The organism is Pseudomonas sp. OVF7 (genome assembly GCF_030644265.1).
GTDB classification, from domain to species: Bacteria; Pseudomonadota; Gammaproteobacteria; order Pseudomonadales; family Pseudomonadaceae; genus Aquipseudomonas; species Aquipseudomonas gorinensis.
Map to the genome: position 1 here is coordinate 1341011 of NZ_CP128996.1, position 17227 is coordinate 1358237.

Genomic DNA, 17227 nt, shown 5'->3' on the forward strand with positions numbered 1-17227 from the left:
TTTCAAATAGATAAAAATAAAAACTAATTTTTAAAGATCGTAATATTGCAAGCTCAATTCCATAGACACTCAAACAAACGTTATCTGACCTCGATTACCCGCTCTACCACCCATCACGCCCGGACATAAAAGATTTCACATAATCCCACCGTGTAACTATCCAGTACACAGCAAATATTGCTGACAAGGGAAATCCAATCCAGATGAACACCCAGTTCGAATCTGTGCGAAGCAGTATACCAATCACTATGGCGACCATCATGCCGAAAAACGTACTCACCCCACACACCACCGCCAACAATGAAACTATCAGCAGCAGGGTATTTATAAGTTTACTTGCTCGCATCGACCGCCTCATTGTAAAGGCTATTGCCTTTCGCGCCCACGGACAGAAAATATAGCAACATTGCACCACCATACGGCGCCTTTTTACCAAGAATAAATTGGTTATTATCAAACTTTCTGACCGTCACATCAAATATTGATTTTTTCTTGTTCAAACCATCAGCCACCCCCATCTTCAGAGGCACTTTTACAAACCCCGAACCAATTGACAACGCGAAATCTGCGGCACTATATATCACCGGCCCATATCCGCCAGGAATCTGATCAAAAGTCTGTTTAACATGATTATAACTGCCCTCTTCATTATTAACATGGTTATAAAGTGCTGAGGTGCCCTCCTCAATATTCCCCAATCCGAATACAATCATAGGCCCACCGAAAAAGCACCCGGCCACTGTGCCGCATAATGTGCCCCCCGAGTAAACACTTGCCCCTCCCGTGACAGTCTTGGCGGTGTTAGCTACCACAGGAATGACATCACGCGTTCCCGCATCAAAAACCGAGTCAGTGAGCGAATAGTTAAACAGACCTTTATCCCTTTGCGCATCTGCCCATTCAAGCTCATTACTCAGCCCGACCATATCGGCTTCACTCAAGTATGCATCGTGATACTCCTTAGTCCCTCGCTCCAGATGAGCCCAGCACTTGATGATGTAACACATGGCCTTCTCCAGGTTCGCTTCCGTGAAGTCACCTTTCTGCGCCTCAGCCTTGATCGCCGCCACCTCCGCCTCATGAGCTGCTCGATTATAGACGTCCACCGACATCGCGTTTCCTCCCGCGACAACAGCACCTGAGGTACCTCTCCCAGAGCCAACCACGGCCCCGGCGCCTGCCGCGATCAAGGCGGCCATTGCATCTTGATCCACACCCTTGATGCCATTTTTCCCCAACGCGTCGGCAATGGTCGGCATCAATGCAGCCGATGTTCCCGCACCCAGCGCACCACTCTGCACATTGCCACTGGACAACCCAATAGCCGCCCCCGCCAACGCGTGCAACATCACACGTGCCGCACCGCCTTCAGCCCAAGCCGCCCGGGTGGCCGCATCCGACTTCGGATCAGTAGCACGCGACTGGGCATAATCGCCAATCTTGTTGAAGATATCGCTGGAGGCCGTGTTGGCGACAATACCAACCGTCGTTCCTACAGGCGCGCCACCCAGCCCTGCGGCGATTAGTCCGGACGCGATATCGGCCATTAAGCGTTTGTCGCCACCGACCTGCCAGCGCTGGGCTTCCGTATAAGCGGCATTCGCTGCAAGCACCGTTCCAGCGGCATCCGGCGAACCGGTTTCGGTTTGGGTTTTGGCTTTATCGGCCAGTGCTTTCGCTTCATCCGCCTTCGCCTTGCCTACCGCACTGATCACCCCACTGGCCAACTGCGCCGAGCTTTGGATCAGATCAATACGCTCCTGCATGGCCTTTTCATCAGGCCGGTCAAGTTTCTGATTGGCATTGGCGGTGTCACGGTTCAGCCCCACCAGGTCATTGGCGCCTTCGGCATTGCGAACCACAATCGTGCCTTCGCTGACCGCGCTACGGGTGTAGCTATGGTCTTTCTCCTTGAGCGCTATCGGGATGCTGCCGCCCATCGACGCACCGCTGGTACTGCTGGAAGACACCGAAATACCGGCAGACTGACTTTTGATCTCGCTGACATTCTTGATATCGCTGACGATCAGCCGATCCGTGCTGAGCCGGTTCTTATCAGCTGACGCTTCACTGGCAATCACCGCGCCTTGCAGGGTGGTGTTCTTGCCGACATTGATGTCGTAGCCGCCCGTGCCCGCATACAAACCACTCTGGTCGGTCACGCCCTTGTAGTCGCTGTTCATATTGGCGGCGGCAAGGTTCGCCGAGCCCGCTACGGTAGAGCCGTAGCAGAACGGAGGGACGCAGATACTGGCGCCGAAGCCTGCGCTGCTCTGTTTGCTGCGCGACGACTCGGTGTCCTGTAGGGAGATGATATTAAGGTTGCCGCCAATATCTGCCTTGATACGGTCCGCACGAACCTGGGCGCCTTTGAGGGTGGTATCGCCACCGCTTTGTAACAACAGGCTGCCCGTATCGAGGGTGCTATTGACCTGAGTGACGGAGTTACCGTTGCCATTGTTCTTGGCACCCTGCGCTCCGAGGTCGAGGGTGAAGCCGTTTTGCTCGCCAATATTGAAGCTGGCGCCAATGGCGGTTTTATTTTTCGACCCTTCGTTTTTGCGGTCGGTGGTGTTTTGTGCGCTTTGCATCAGCACATCGTTTTTGGCTAACAACAAGGTGTTGGCGGCTTTCAAGCTGCTGCCGGTGATCTGGATATCACCCTGAGTACCCGCCGCTGCGCCCGTGGCAACGATCGACAAGTCTTGCCCTGCGTTGAGCGTGCTCTGCTTGGCGGTGACACTGTTGAATTCGCTGCTGTTCTTGCTGCGGTTATTGGCCAGTTCGGTGCCGATTTTGATCAGCGAACCGTTGCCGGGCGTGCCGCCGGTTTTATTTTTGAAACCGGAGCTTTGCGCATTGGCGTCCGAAGCCTGGCCGTTCAGGTTGTAGGCGGCGAGGGCAGCCTGGGCGATTTTGACTGCCTTGAGTCGTGGGTCATCAGCGCTACGGGCCGCTTTGACGGCGTCGCGCATGCTGGTAGCGGTGTCCACTACCGAGCCCGCGATCACCCGCCCAACCGCCAAGCTCTTGGAACTGTCCTTACTGGTCTGACTGGCCGTCTCCATCCCCGAAGTAAGGGTGACGTCAGCCCCACTCAACTCCATGTTCTTGGTGCTCACCAGATCACTGGCCACCACCTTCAACTCACGCCCCGCCGTCAGCGACACGTTGCCCGCGCTCGAGCCAATCGTGCTGCCGGTCAAGGTCATTTCATTGGCGGTGCCGTTGTGTTTCGAGCTGTTGATGTACAGCTTCTGGTTGCCGGTCATGTCATCCAGACCGAGCTTGTTGCCGGTCAGCACGCCGGTGAGGTCGCGATTTTTTTCCTTGTGCATGTCGGTGCGGGCGAAGGTGTTTTGCGCCGCGTCGATGGTCAGGTCGCGGCCGGCCTGGACGGCGAGGTCGCCGGTGCTGACCAGGGACGAGCCGGTGACCGTGGCATCGCGTTTGGCGGCGACGGTGACGGTTTCGCCGGAGACCATGCTGCCCATGGCGGTGGTGCGTTTTTCGTCGACTTTGTCCTGGACCTTGCTCGACTTGAGCCCGCCCCAGCTGCTTTTGCTTTCCTTGCGTTCGTGACGGGCGCTGTCGGCGTTGCTGACGGCGAGGATGTTCACGTCCTGGCCGGCCACCAGTTGCGTGGCGCCTTTTTCGGCAGTGACAGCACTGCCGGCCAGCAGCAGATCTGCTCCGGCGACGACGGTGCTGTTCGTCCCCGCGCTGACCAGGCTGCCGATGTTGTTCACGACGTCGGTTTCATCCAGGCGGAATTTTTTGCCCTGGGAGGTTTTCTTGGTCTTGCTGTAGAAGCTGTAGTCCTGGTCTTCAGCGCTGCGCAGGCTGAGGTTTTTGCCGGACAACAGGTACGCCTCGTTGCCGGCATTCACCTGGCTGGCGACCAGTTGCAGGTTCTGCCCGGCGCTCAGGGTGGCGTCGCCGCCGGCCTTGAGCACGCTGGACACTTGCTGGACGTGGTCCTCAATGCTTTTGACCTTCTTCGAACTCGACGCCGAATGCTGCTCGTTGGCAGCCGAGACGGCGTTGAAGTCGCGCGTGGCGATCAGGTTGAGATCGCGCTTGGCTTCGACCTGGCTGGCACCGATGCTGATGTCACGCCCGGCAACCACATGCAGGTCGCGCCCCGCATCGACCACGGAGCCTTGTTGGGCGATGGTCATGAAGTTCGAGCGGCTGCCGATGGTGCCGCTGTCCAGGGTTTTCGAGGCGGTGATGTTGACGTCGCCCACGGCCTTGACCGTGGTGTCGGCACCGCTCTTGAGCACACCGCCGAGGTTGTTGACGTTGCCATCAGCCTGCAGGGCCAAATCGTTGGCCGATTCGATGCGCGCGGCGCTGTCGACGAAGTCGCTGCGTTCGGTGCGGTAGCTGCTGGCGCTTTCGTGGGTGGTGACGCTGCGCTCGTTGAGCAGGTCGGCGCCAGCCGCGAGGTTGACGTTGCCCGCGCTGATCACACCGCCAGCGCGGTTGCTCAGGTTGTTGCCGGCCAGTAAGTCAAGGCGACCACCGGCTTGCATCAACCCACTGTTGCTGAGGTTGCCGCCGACGTTCGCCAGCAGGCTGCCAGTGGCGCGCAGGGTGCCGGCGTTGTTGAGGTGGCTGCCGGTGATCAGGTTGATGTCAGTGCCGGAAATCAACGCGCCGTTGGGCGCCAGGCGGTTGCTGGCCTGGGCCAGGTACAACACCGGTACCAGCACTTGTTGGCCGGCGACGGTGGCGTTTTCCAGCCACACGATATCGTGGGTCAGGGCCGCGACTTGTTCGGCGGTGAGGCTCACGCCCACCGACAGGTTAAGCGCGGTCTTGCTGCCGATGGCGTTGTCCATCAGGTGCTTGAACAGGTCGGCGTCGCTGGTCTGGCCGTCGATGAAACGCTGGCCGGTGCGGGCGAGTACGGCTTGCTGGATCAGGCGCTGTTCGTAGAAACCATCGCCAAGGCGCTTTTGCGCGGTGTCGGGGTCATAGCCGAGCTTGGTCAGCAGGTAGTCCGAGCCCAGGAACTGACGCATATCCGTGAGCAGCGGGTTGGTTTCGATCAGGTACTTATGCGGGTTGGCCGCGAACTGGCTGGTGGGCAGGCCTTTGGCGCCATCGCTGTCGTTGAGGTGGAACAGGCCATTCTGGCCGGTGGGCAGGTCGAAGCCTGGCAGGCCCAGCGGGTTGACCTGTTGCTGAGCAACGTCCGGTGGCAGTTGCGGGTTGAGGCTGACCAGGGTCGAGTAGCCCGGCGCATGGGTGTTGGCGCCGCTGCCGACGTAGGTGTAGCCACCGCGCACGACACTGTTGTCGATGCCGGCCTGGGCCTTCACATCCACGCTGCCGCCGGCTTGGATCACGGCGGCGTAACTTTGGTCTGGCGCGCTTAACTGGGTTGTCTTGCGCAGGCCGGTCTGCTCGCTTTCCATCTTGCCGATGAACGCGGCCATCGCGGCTTCGACACCGCTCATGTCCCCGCCTGCGGCATAGCGTTGGGTGAACGCTGCGGCCTCACGATACCAGCCTTCAGGGTTGCGCTCGCGCTCGGAGGTGAAGATGCGGTCGTACTGGGTGTCGTGGGTCACGACGCCGACGTTGGTGAGTTGGTTGACGATGGCCGTGAGGTTGCCACCGGCTGCGATGCTACTGCTGCTGTTGAGTAGCTCGCCGCCGGTGAGCAGCATGTTGCCGCCCGAGGTGATGCTGGAGCCCGCCGTGGCGTCGCTGACGATGAAGCGGTCACGCTGGGTAATCTGGAACGGCCGGTTTTGCTTGCCGCCGTCACAGTCACCGCCGGTCACCCCTTCGATACAGGCGGCGGGCGTGATGGAGGCGCTGTAGATGCCGGATTCGGTGGTGAGCACAGTACGGATGTTCTGGATCGTACTGGCTGCCAGGATCAGGTTGCGCTCACTCCCGATGGTCCCCGAGCTGTTGATGATGCTGGTGGCCAGGCCGCCCTGGCCATCACGGTCGACGCGCAGGCTGCCCATGGCATAGATCGCGGCACCGAGGTTTTTCAGGCGGTCGACCTTGAGGCTCATGTCGCCGCCGCTGAAGATCAGGCCGTGGTCGTTGAGCAGGCTGCCCACCGAAAGATCCAGGCTGCCCTGGCTGGCGACGCTACCGCCCACGGTCCAGTCCTGGCCGCTGCCGACCAGCGCACGGGTGCCGAGCAATTTGCCGGTGGCGGTCTGGTTCAGGGTTCCGACATTGACGGTCAGGCGCCCGGCCTGGATCGCGGTGCTATTGGTCCAGTTGGCTTTATCGAGGGTCAGGTCGCCGTTGGTCACCAGGCTGCCGCCGACATCGTCAAGGCTGATGCCATTGAGGTCGAGTACACCGGTGCCCACATGCAACACCTTGCCGCCGGTGTTCTGGAAGCGGGTGGCGGCCAGGCTCAATTGGTCGTTGGCGGTCTCCAGGCTGCCGCTGTTGTTGAGCAGGCCGCCGATGGCGTAGCGGGTTTTGCCGCCGGTGCCCAAGGCACGCATTTGCCCACTGTTGTTCAGGCTGGCGGTCTGGACATCGAGGGCCGTGGCGCTTTCGATCAGGCCACGGTTGGTCAGTGCGCCATTGAGGCTGACGTCGACCCGGTTGCCGGCGATCTCGCCGCCGTTATCCACATTCATACCGGTCAGGTGCACGCGATCCCGAGCAAACAGCGCGCCGCTGCCGTTGTTGAAGTCAGTGGCGTCGATCCGCGCATCACCGGCTTTGGCGGCGATGCGGCCACCGTTGTTGTCGAGGGTACCGGCGGTGAGGGTCACGCCCGACTTTTCACTGTGGATCAGGCCGTTGCCGCTGTTTTGCAACAGGCCGCTGGTGGTCAGGGCCAGGCCATCGTTGGCGGCCAGGGTGCCGGTGTTACGGTTGTCGATGCTGTTGGCGAATACCGTCAGCAAGCCCTGGCTGGCCAGCTTGCCGCCCTGGTTATCGAGATGCGCGGCGCGCTGGATCAGCAACGGCCCGACGCTTGCCAGCTTGCCGTTGCGGTTGATCAGGTCGCCGATCAGATCCAGGGTGATCGCCCCGCCAGCGGTCAGGCTGCCGGCGCTGTTATCCAGGGTATTGCCGTTCAGGGTGAACGCACCGGTGCTGTCGATGATGCCGCCCTGGCTGTTGTCCAGCAGGCCGCTGACGTTGAGGGTCTGTGCGCCGTCGCTGAGCAGCCGACCTTTGTTGCGGTTGTCGACGCTGGCGGCGGTGACGTTCAGCGCCTGTTTGGCGCTCAAGGTAGCGCCCTGGTTATCCAGGCTTTGCGCGGTGGCGGTGAGGCTGCGATTGGCGATGACCGTGCCGGTGTTGGTGATGTGTTGAGCGTCGAGCGTGACGTCGCCGTTAGCATTGCGGGTGTTGTCGGCGTTGACCCCGGCTTCGATGATGCCGCTGTTGGTCAGTTGGCCGTTGCTGGCCAGGGTGATGCTGTCGCGCGCGGCGAGGGTCTTGCTGTTTTTCAGTGTGCCCTTGGTCTGTGCCTTGAGGGTGGTGCCCGCGTACACGGCGCCGGTGGTCTCCAGGCTCGCGGCCTTGATGTCCACCGCACCGCTGGCGGCGGCCTGGGCCATGCTCAGGTGGCCGTTGGCGTCGAGCTGAATATCGCCACCACTGGCGGCCAGCGTGCCGTCGAGCTTCACGCCCACGCCGGCTTCGGTGCCCACCAGTTTGATCGCACCGGCATACATGCCGCCCAAGGCCGACGAGTCGATGGCCAACTCAGGCTTGGCGCTGCCGTCGTCGGCACGCGCGGTGGTTTTCAGGCTTTGCGCATCGACGTCATTGCGCCCGGCGATCACTGTCAGCTGGCGCGCGTTGATCTGCGCATTGATCTTGGCCGAGCGGGTGATGATTTCGAAGCGGTCGACATTGCTCGCGTTCAAGCCTTTGCCATCGATGGTCACGGCGCCGCCGTCGACCTGATAGCTTTTCAGTTGCCCGGCCTGATCGATCACCGGTTTGCCGGTGGTCAGGGTGACGTTAGGGGTGTTGATGAACCCGCAACCGTTGCAGCTGATGCCGTAGGGGTTGGCGACGATGACCTTGGCCGACTGGCCCGCCACTTCGGTGTAGCCGCGCAACTGGCTGGGGCTACCGCCTTTGACTTCGTTGAGGATGACATTCGCCGCGCCGCCCTTGAGGTTCGGGTTGCCGACGATGATCCCGCCCAGTTGCGTGTTTTGCAGCGGGCCGCTGGCGTTGTTGAGGATCACGCCGTTGGGGCCGACGTTGTAGTCCTTGAATTGGTTATGGGACAGGCCACTGCCATTGGGCGTGGCAATGTTCACCACCGGTACGCCGTTGCCCGCCTGGCCGAGCGTGGTGCCCGGGCCACTGACCACGATGCCGTCGGCCTGGGCCAGCAGCGGCTGCCAGAACAGCGCGTTGGCCAGGATCAGCGCCAGGCCGCGTTGGCTCAGGCTTTTCAGGGCAGAAACGGGGCGAACGTCCATATTCAAAATCTCAAGGTTGCGGGCATTGAATTACAGGTGGAAATCCAGGCGGAAATAGATCGGCGCTTCACGCTCGCTCATCACCGCCGGTCGTTCCAGGGAGTGGGCAAAGGTCACGCTGGTGCTGACGTTTTTGCCGCGGGCGAACAGCTCGAGGGAGTTGCTCGAAACGCGCCCATGGAGGTTGTCGTTGTAGCGATCATTGCGGATCACACCCTGGTCGTAGCCGACGCTGGCGCCGTACTCCAGGAACGCCGGGCGCATCCAGTCCCAAGTCACCGGGCGCGCCCAGCGCACGTCATTGCGCCAGTAACCGCCGCTGTCGCCGGTCAATTGCTGGTCCTTGAAACCGCGGACCGACGCCGACCCGCCGAGGCTGATGCGCTGCGGGCTGAACAGCACGTCTTCACTGCGCTGCCCGGTGGCCAGGCTGGAAAAACTGAACGACTCGCCCCACAGCGTGAACGGCTGCAGGTAGCTGACGGTGGCGGTGTATTTGCGGTAGTTCGGCGTGGGCGTGAGGTTGCCCTCGCGATCGCGTTCCTGGTCGTTGCTTTGCGCATCGAACGCGCCGATGCCGTTTTGCATGCCCAGGTCCACGTTGACGAAGGCACTGCCGATACGGCGCCCGTGGTTGATCCCCACCTGGAATTCGCTGAGGCGGTTGCTGCTGGTGTCCAGCCGCGCATCGAGCAGGTAGTTGTTGGTGCGCAAATGGGCAAGACCGACGTTGACCGACGTCTTGCTCACGTCGTCACGATGGATCACGCGCTCGGCCCGCAGTTGGTGGTTCTGGCTGTCGCCGTACTGCTTGAGCTTGTAGCCATCGAGGTCGGCCAGGGTGCGGTAGTCGCTCTCGCTGTAGGTGTAACTGAAGTTCCACCAGCCCCACGGCACGTTGTAGTAGAGCATGCTGTTTTTCGAGGTTTTCTGGTGGTCGCTGATGGCATCGTGGCCGCCGCGCAGGATCAGTTGATCGGCCAGGCCCAGCGGGCTGTCCCATTCCAGGCCGGCGCCCCACTGCTGTTCGCCGGTGCTTTTCTGGCCGTCGTTGTTGCGCGACAGGCTGGCGCGCCAGGGCTTTTGCGGCTGGTTCTTGACCAGCACTTCGCTGCCACCGATCTGGGTGCCGGGGGTCAGTTCCATTTGCGCCTGCTTGGACGGCAAGCGGCTCAACTGGTCGACCAGTTGTTCGACTTCACGCAGGTTGAGCGACTCGCCGACCTTGCCCGGAAACGCCATGGCCAGCTCGCGGTCGGTGACCGTGCTGCCTTCGGCGCCCTTCAAGCCTTCGAGTTTGCCTTCCACCACCAGTACTTGGAGGTGGCCGCTGGAAAGGTCCTGTTGTGGCAGGTAGGCGCGGCTGGTGACGCGGCCTTTGCCGATGTAGTCATCGGTGATGGCCTTGAGCAGTTCATTGAGCTGCGCGACGCCCAGGCACTGGCCGATATAGGGCTTGAGCAGGCGCGCGCGATCGGCGGCTGACAGGCTGTCGGCGCCTTTGAGTTCGATGGTTTTGATCGGGAAGCAACGCGTGTCCGCGGGCGTGGCCGGGGCCTGGGGCCGGGTGCCCTTACCCGGCAGATCCTGCAGCTCTTCGAGGCGGCGGCGCTGCTCTTCGAGAAGACGGCTTTGCCGGTCACGGATCAGGTCCTGATCCCCGGGCGTGGGGGCGGCAGTGGCACTGTTCAGGCTCAAGTAAGTGAGCAGGAAAGTACACAGCAATAACCGAGTCCGTGGCAATAACAGAGACATGTTCGATCCGTCGAAAATCAAGGGGCCGCAAACTAACATCGAGCGTCGACTGATCCAAGAAACTGGCTTAGTCGAATGCTTTGGCTAATTAATCCTGCAAGCGATTGATTACTAACAATAAAAAATTATCAAAAAGATGAGCGATCTATCGTCGGAACTATTATTCCGACAAACGGCAACTCTTTTGATAGTTATTCGAGCACAACTTAATAACGGCCACTAATTGGCCATCAAGTTGGCGTCGAGTTAGGTTAGTACCGGAAAAGATCGAAAAGTTCGCGGGGGTTTTGTGAATTGGATCCCATTTGTCGGGATCCGCAGGGTGAGACACCCGTGTGGGAGTGGGCAAGCCCTAATGCCGTTCAGTTAAGCGTACATCGCCTTTTGTAGGAGCGAGCTTGCTCGCGAAAAACGTCAACGATAACGCGTGTCTCCTGAATGAACGCGGCGCCTGTGAGTTTTTCGCGAGCAAGCTCGCTCCTACAAAAAAGCCTTAACTGAACGGCATTAGGGCAAGCCCGCTCGCCACAGTTACAGTGTTGCTCCCCCCTTGGATCGGGTTGACAACACTAGCCGGCGTCTTTGTTCTGGTCCTTGCCCGGCACCAGGGTCAACCCTGGTTTTTCCACGTCGCGGGAGACATGGGATTTCACTTCTTCCACGCCGCCGTCCTCGTCGTTGTGGATAACCAGCACACCCGGCCTGCGCAATTGCTCCAAGTCGCCCTCCCCCAGCTTGAAGCTTTCACTGAGGCTTTTATCACTGAGCGCATTGGCCTCGGCACGGCGCTGGGCGAACTTGCGCCCCTTGCGTTGCTGGTAACGCGCCCAGCTGATCAGGATCACCGCGTTGAACAACGCGATCCAGAGGTAGATCTGCAGGGTATTGAGCGCCGCGAAGATCGGCGCCTCGATACGCGGGCCGCCATGGGTCTCAAGCATCGATGTGATCCCGCGCGCCAGCAGCCAGATCAGCCCGGCCCAGGCCAGCAGGGTCAACAGCACATCGATGACCCACATCACCGGGTGTTGACGAGTTCGCACCAGTTTCATGATTACGCGTCCTCATTGGCAGGTTTGATACCGCGATCCGGGCTGACCCAGCGCGCACGCTTCTGGTGCTGGTTGAACAGCACCTTGGGAAAGCTGACCAGCGTGGTGAACAGGCTGACCAGCCAGAACACCATCGGGTACCACACGGTCCAGAACAGGGTTTTCCACAGGTCCTTTTCGTAGCGCCGGTCAATCATGATGCTCACCGCAAACTGCACCAGGCACACCATCGCCAGGACCAGGCCGGTAAACGCCGGGGGCACCAGGGATTCCACCGCGATCGCCGGGGGCAGCACGATGAATTTACCCACGACCCAGAAGACCACCGAGAGCAGGAAGGTGAAGGCCCAGCCAGTGGACAGGCAGTATTCGAACAACAGCGGCCACAGGTAGCGATGCCGCCACTGCCAGATGCCCCGGATGTTCTTGAACAGCACTTCGGCGCCGCCCTGAGCCCAGCGCAGACGCTGCTTCCACAGGCCACCGACGGTTTCGGGCATGAGGATCCAGCACAGTGCGCGCGGCTCGTAGAAGATGCTCCAGTGATCGAGTTGCAGCTTCCAACTGACATCGATGTCCTCGGTGATCATGTCGGTGCTCCAGTAGTCGATGCGGTCCAGGGCTTTCTTGCGAAACGCCACCACCACGCCGGACACCGTGAAGATCCGCCCGAACACCCGTTGCGTACGCTTGATCAAGCCGATGATCGAGGAGAACTCGCCGACCTGCACGCGGCCGATCAAGGTCGAGCGCGTGCGGATACGCGGGTTGCCGGTCACCGCCCCCAGGCGCGGGTTGTCGAGCATCGGCGCGACCATATAGGCCGCCGCATTTTTATCGAGCAGCGCGTCGCCGTCGATGCACACCAGGTACTCGCTGCGCGCGGCCAGCGCGCCCATGCGCAGGGCCACGGCCTTGCCTTGGTTCTGCGCCAGGTGCAGCACTCGCAGGCGGGGGTGCTCCAGCGCCAGGGCGTCAAGCACCGCGGCGGTGTTGTCCTTGGAGCCGTCGTTGACGGCGATCACTTCGATGTTCGGGTACAACTGGCCCAGCGCCGCATGGATGGTTTCGGCGGCGTTGTCGCCTTCGTTGTAGCAAGGAATGATGATCGAGATCAGCGGGTTGCCGGCCAGGATCGGCGCCGGTGTGTCTTCTTCCCACGGCCAGTGGCGCTCCCAGTGCAGCCAGAAATACAAGCCGCCGGCGATCCACAGCGCCGACATGAACAGCGGGTAGAAAAACACGAAGTCCATCAGGAACTGCCCGGTGACCAGGAAGATCAGGCCCAGGGGCACACCCAACACCAGTGCCAGTACAAATAACGCCAGGATTCTGTCGAACATGGTCAAGGGTTCCATTGGTTGGAAAGGGCCGGACGCACGGTGTTCAGGTCCGGGGAGTTCTCCAGGAAGTTGTCCGGGTAGTAACCAAAACTCGTGACCCCCTGGCGTTTGAGCACACCCATCCATTCAGCCATCTGCGCCCCGTCGATATCGGGAGCAGCCTTGGTGCGCCAGTCTTTGGCTTGCAGTTCGAACACGGTGCGCTCCAGTGCTCCGGGGCGCGCCTTGACCGTGGCGACCAGTTTTTCCAGCCAGGCGTTGGAGTTCTTCAGCGTCTGGCCTTCCATCAGTGGCATGGCCATGGGCGCGGTCCAGTCGTAGGTCTGGAGGAAATCATCCAGGTTCTGCGCGAACCAGGCTTCGCTGCCGGGGTTGAGCATCGGCTCGGCGAAGATATTGCGTGCGGTCAGTACCTGCGGCCCACCGACGGCGCGGACCTTGGCGGTCAGTTCGTTGGTGAAGTCGATCAGGTAGCGGCTCTTGAAGCGCGTCCAGCGTTGCATCACTGCCGGGTCGGCCCGCAGCGCGGCGATGGTGCCGGGCAGGCCATTGGCGGCATAGGCCTTAAGCGCGGCGGGGCTGGCGTCTTCGAAGTCCGACAGCACCGCGTCGTCGTGGTACAGCACGCCGTCGATGGCATTGTTGCGCGCCAGGTCTTCATAGAGCTCACCAATGATCTTGCGCACCTGCGGGTCGAACGGCGACAGGCGTTGGTATTGATCCGGGTCTGTGCCCACCTTGCCGGTTTCCGGGTCCCAGCGCGTTACGCGGGGCAGCTTGGGATCGAGGGCAAAACTCAACACCGGCATCCACGCATACACGGCGGCATGGGCACGGGTGTGCAACTGCCAGGAGACGCGGTTGAACAGGTCGGCGCGCACCGGCAAGTGACGGTTGGGGAAATACAGCTCGTGCACCAGGCCATCACCCTTGGGGTCGGCGAAGGCTTGCAGGAACACCGTCCCCGCGCCCATGTCCACTACACGCTGCACCAACTGGTCGAGGTTGCGCGCCTGTTGGGCCGGGTCCGGGTCGTAGACGTTGTCCAAGTCCACATGCAGCACCCGCAGCGGCGCAGGGGCCTGTACCGCGACGATGCTGTTGGCGAAATGTTCGCCGTCCGGGTCGGAGGCCACCAGGAAGCGCGGGCTGTTCATCAGCTTGCCGAGGTCGTCGAGGCCATCGTCCAGGGTCAGCGCCATCTGGTAACCCTGCTCGCCAACGACCGCCAGCGAGGTGCCCTTGGCCGCACCATACGGCCATACCCATACCCGTGGTTTCTTGCCGGTCACGGTCTGGATCTTGTTGGAGATCGCCACCACATCCGCCCGCATCCGCGCCTCGAACTGCGCTGGGGTTTCATAGCGGCCCGTGGCCGGGTCATAGCGTAGCGAGGTCGCCGCCGGTTCCAGGTTGCCCTGGGGGTTGGCCAGGATCCCGGTGTGACTGGCATCGGTATGCGCGGCGATTTCCACCAGGCCCGATTGCGACACTTCGCGGATCTGCTGCCAGGTGAGGAACTCGCCCCGTGGGCGTGGTGAGCCGGCGAAGTCCACCGGCTTGTTCATCGGTGTGTCGATCCAATAGCCCACCGGCGCCAGCAAGGCCGGCCAGCGATAGGCGCGCAGGATCGGCATCACGCGGGTGTAGAAGCTGGAATAGCCGTCATCGAAACTGAGCATGATGGCTTTGGGCGGCAACGGTGTTCCACCACGGCGGGCAGTCAGGATCTGGTCGACGCTGACCGCCTGGTAGCCGTTCTCGCGCAGCCAGGCCAACTGTTCGATCAAACGCTCGGTGCGCACCGCGACCACCGCCTGGTCGGGGTCGCGATCCTCGACGTCGTGGTAGGCGATGCCCAGGAAATGGTTTTTCGGCCACGGCGCTTCATTGGCCGGGGTCGGCCGCTCGGCGGGTGGAGTGAATGGCGCGGGTTGCTGGGCGCAGGCACTGGCCAGCAATACACCCAGGACCAACAAGCAACGGCTGAGGACGGTCATGGTCAGGCTCTTCTAGAAACGGTAAGTGAGGTCGACGAGCAGGCGCAGATCGCGTTCGCGCTCACCGTCGTAAGGGCGGCTGATCAGGCTCAGGTTGGCGCCGGCTTCCAGGACATCGTTCCAGCGAAAGCGTTGGCCATAGCCCACCAGACCGATGCCACCGGTGGAATAATCCCGCTGGCTATACGTACCCGCACCGACCTGGAACTGCTGACTCCACTGGGTCTCGTAGCGGTGATAGAGCACATGGTTGATGTTGAGGACGGGCAACACGGTGAAATCCGACTTCGGGTTGAAGTACACCGTGTCTTCCTTGCTGTTGCGGCTGGCGCCGACTTCCAGGCCCAGGTCCACTTGCACTTTTGGCGAGCTGTAGAGGCCTTCGCGGCCGCTGAGCAAGGCTTCGACCCGGTCGTTGCCGTCGCTGAAATGGGACGGGCTGAGGGTCAGTTTCCATTCGCGGCTTTCGTTGGCGCGCCAGCGGATAAACCCGCTGCCGCCATTGGCCGTGACCCCGTCATTCAACGCGCGCAACGGCGTGGTGCTCAGCAGGTAGCCGAGGCTGCCGCCGTATTGCCAATTGTCGTTGATGTCGCGGGCAATCGAGATCGCGGCGCCTTGTTTGGAACCATCGCCGTAGGAATGGTTGGAAACCTCGGCTTCGATGGTCATGTCACGGGTACGCCGCTCTACCCCCACGCGCTGCCAACGGTGCTGGCCAGTGCCTTCGCTGAAGTCGGCGGTGGCATAGCCGGCGCCGGCGAACAGGCGCCAGTCTTCGTCGATGGGCGGGGTGTAGATCACACTTTCAATGCCCCAGTCACGGCTGCCGGACACCGCGCCGGCGTCTTGGTTGTTGCCGCCGCCGTAGCTTTTCCCGGTGTAGGCCTCGACCCGCAGCTCAGCCATGTCGTGCACATCCCGCAGGCGGCTGAGGCGTTGCACCTGGCGGCTGTCCGGGTTGCGGGCCAGCACGTCATCGGTCAGCACATCCATCTGCCGCCACTCTTGCAGGTCCATGGCGGTATAGGCCTGGGACACTTCCAGGCTGATATCTCGCGGCGCCTGGGCCTCGGTTTCCTTGAGGGCACTCTCGGACCGGCGCGGCCAATCCCGGGCCCGGTACATATTGGCTTGGGCCAGTTGAAGGCTGACGTTGCCCGGGGCTTTTCGCACCAGCGCTTCAAGGCCGGCTTCGCTGCCAGGCAGATCATTGCTGTAGGTGCCCGCCTGGGCCGCCAGTTGCTGCGCGTCCATCCAGCTGTCGTTGGGGTTGCCGATGGGCAAGCCCTTGAGTTCTTCACGGGGGTTCTCGCTCTTGGCCAGATTGTCGGCGACTTCACGCGCATCCAGCGCTCTGTCGCTTTCCACCAGGGCATAGAACAGCGCCGTACTGTCTTCGACGCGGTCGGCCGGGTCAGCATCCGGCGCGGCCAGCGCCTGGCGATACAGCGGCTCGGCCTTTTCCGGCTCGCGCTGGTCAAGGTAAGAGGCGGCCACCCAACGCACGGCGTAGGTCGGCAATTGCACGCCTTCGCCTTTAAGGGTTTCGTATTCGCGAATTGCCTCGGCGGTGCGTGCCCGCGCCTTGAGTGCGCCCAGGCGGTCGATGCGCCAGCGCACCACGTCGTCGTGGGCAGTGGGGTCAGGGGTCCAGCGCGTGAGCAGCTTGTCGTAGTCCTGGAGCGCACGGTCTGCGATGACGTAGCGCTCTTGTTCGGAGCGAGTGGCGAACTCGGCCATGCGCACGCGTTCAGCGGCAAGGTCGCCCTCCAGGCGACGCTGGGTTACCGCGTCGAGCAGGCCGGGGCGTTGGGCCGACAGGCGCAAGGCGGGTTCAGGCAGACGGGCCTTTTGCAGGGCGACGATGTACTCGCGGGCGACGTCAGGTTTGTCGCTGGCGCGGATAAAAGCCTGGTCGAACTCAAACAACGCGTCGTAATTCAGCCCCGCGCGAGCCAACGCGTAACCCAGGGCCATGCGTCGGGTGGGGTCGTCGGGTTTGGCGGCCACCAGCGCGCGAATGCGTTGCACGGCCTCACTGGCTTGGCCGCCGTCGGCCTGGGTCAGGGCCAGGCCCAGTTGCAGGTCGATATTGTTCGGTTCACGCAGCAGCGCTTGGCGATACACCGCTTCGGCCCGTGCCCACTGCCGCTGGTTGCGATAAGTGCGGGCGACGGTGGCGAGTGCCTGGGTGGTCAGGTTGCGATGTTGCCCCTGAGCCTCATACACCTGCAGCACTTCGGCGTCCTGGCCGGCCCAACCGGCGATCACCAGGTGGTCGCTGACCTGGCCCGGCGTCTGGCGCTCGGAGGACAATTGACGCAGTTGGTTGAGGGCGGGGCTGAAGTTGCCGTTGCGCGCCTGGATGATCAGGGCGTCATAGGCCGGATCGGCCATGGCGAGGGTGGGCATCAGCAATTGGCTGCACAAGGCGACCCCGATGAGCAGTCGCAACCGGCCTGATGCACTGAGAGGGAGGTTTCGCAACATATCGTGAGCTTCCTTACACACGGAAAGCTTTAACGATAGGTGGTCCTGAGCGATTTGCTTCAGGTTGTCGGCGTCTTATGACCCGGCCTAGCTTTCCTGTCGCAACTATCGCCGAGGTGCGTACGAAAAAGGTCAAT

The 17227-nt window shown here is 61.6% G+C and carries 6 protein-coding genes; all 6 read right to left on the reverse strand.

Translation table 11 applies throughout. The features are described from left to right. Nucleotides 1–332: 332 nt before the first annotated feature. The 6 genes from QU606_RS05945 to pgaA all read right to left on the reverse strand — a co-directional run bounded on the left by QU606_RS05945 (nucleotide 333) and on the right by pgaA (nucleotide 17090). Entirely contained in the window at nucleotides 333–8447 is an 8115-nt protein-coding gene (locus tag QU606_RS05945; protein ID WP_304998213.1) for a hemagglutinin repeat-containing protein, read from the reverse strand. A 30-nt stretch (nucleotides 8448–8477) separates the two neighbouring features. Continuing rightward, a complete protein-coding gene (locus QU606_RS05950) occupies nucleotides 8478–10202 on the reverse strand; it encodes a ShlB/FhaC/HecB family hemolysin secretion/activation protein (protein WP_304998214.1) in 1725 nt (574 codons plus the stop codon). Between the two features lie 569 nt (nucleotides 10203–10771). Then, nucleotides 10772–11254, reverse strand: a complete 483-nt coding sequence (pgaD, locus tag QU606_RS05955) for a poly-beta-1,6-N-acetyl-D-glucosamine biosynthesis protein PgaD (RefSeq protein WP_024072697.1) — start codon at nucleotides 11252–11254, stop codon at nucleotides 10772–10774. 2 nt (nucleotides 11255–11256) lie between these two features. Then, nucleotides 11257–12597, reverse strand: coding sequence for a poly-beta-1,6-N-acetyl-D-glucosamine synthase (gene pgaC, locus QU606_RS05960; protein WP_304998215.1), 1341 nt, complete (start codon nucleotides 12595–12597; stop codon nucleotides 11257–11259). A gap of 2 nt (nucleotides 12598–12599) precedes the next feature. Next, nucleotides 12600–14597 (reverse strand): poly-beta-1,6-N-acetyl-D-glucosamine N-deacetylase PgaB, encoded by a 1998-nt coding sequence (pgaB, locus tag QU606_RS05965; RefSeq protein ID WP_024072695.1) that lies wholly within the window; start codon nucleotides 14595–14597, stop codon nucleotides 12600–12602. A 12-nt stretch (nucleotides 14598–14609) separates the two neighbouring features. Then, nucleotides 14610–17090 (reverse strand): poly-beta-1,6 N-acetyl-D-glucosamine export porin PgaA, encoded by a 2481-nt coding sequence (pgaA, locus tag QU606_RS05970; RefSeq protein WP_304998216.1) that lies wholly within the window; start codon nucleotides 17088–17090, stop codon nucleotides 14610–14612. Nucleotides 17091–17227 lie beyond the last annotated feature (137 nt).

Excerpts from the sequence above, each read along its gene's own strand:
- pgaB (WP_024072695.1), bottom strand. The coding sequence starts at position 14,597 with ATGACCGTCCTCAGCCGTTGCTTGTTGGTCCTGGGTGTATTGCTGGCC.
- pgaA (WP_304998216.1), bottom strand. The coding sequence starts at position 17,090 with ATGTTGCGAAACCTCCCTCTCAGTGCATCAGGCCGGTTGCGACTGCTC.
- QU606_RS05945 (WP_304998213.1), bottom strand. The coding sequence starts at position 8,447 with ATGGACGTTCGCCCCGTTTCTGCCCTGAAAAGCCTGAGCCAACGCGGC.
- pgaC (WP_304998215.1), bottom strand. The coding sequence starts at position 12,597 with ATGTTCGACAGAATCCTGGCGTTATTTGTACTGGCACTGGTGTTGGGT.
- QU606_RS05950 (WP_304998214.1), bottom strand. The coding sequence starts at position 10,202 with ATGTCTCTGTTATTGCCACGGACTCGGTTATTGCTGTGTACTTTCCTG.
- pgaD (WP_024072697.1), bottom strand. The coding sequence starts at position 11,254 with ATGAAACTGGTGCGAACTCGTCAACACCCGGTGATGTGGGTCATCGAT.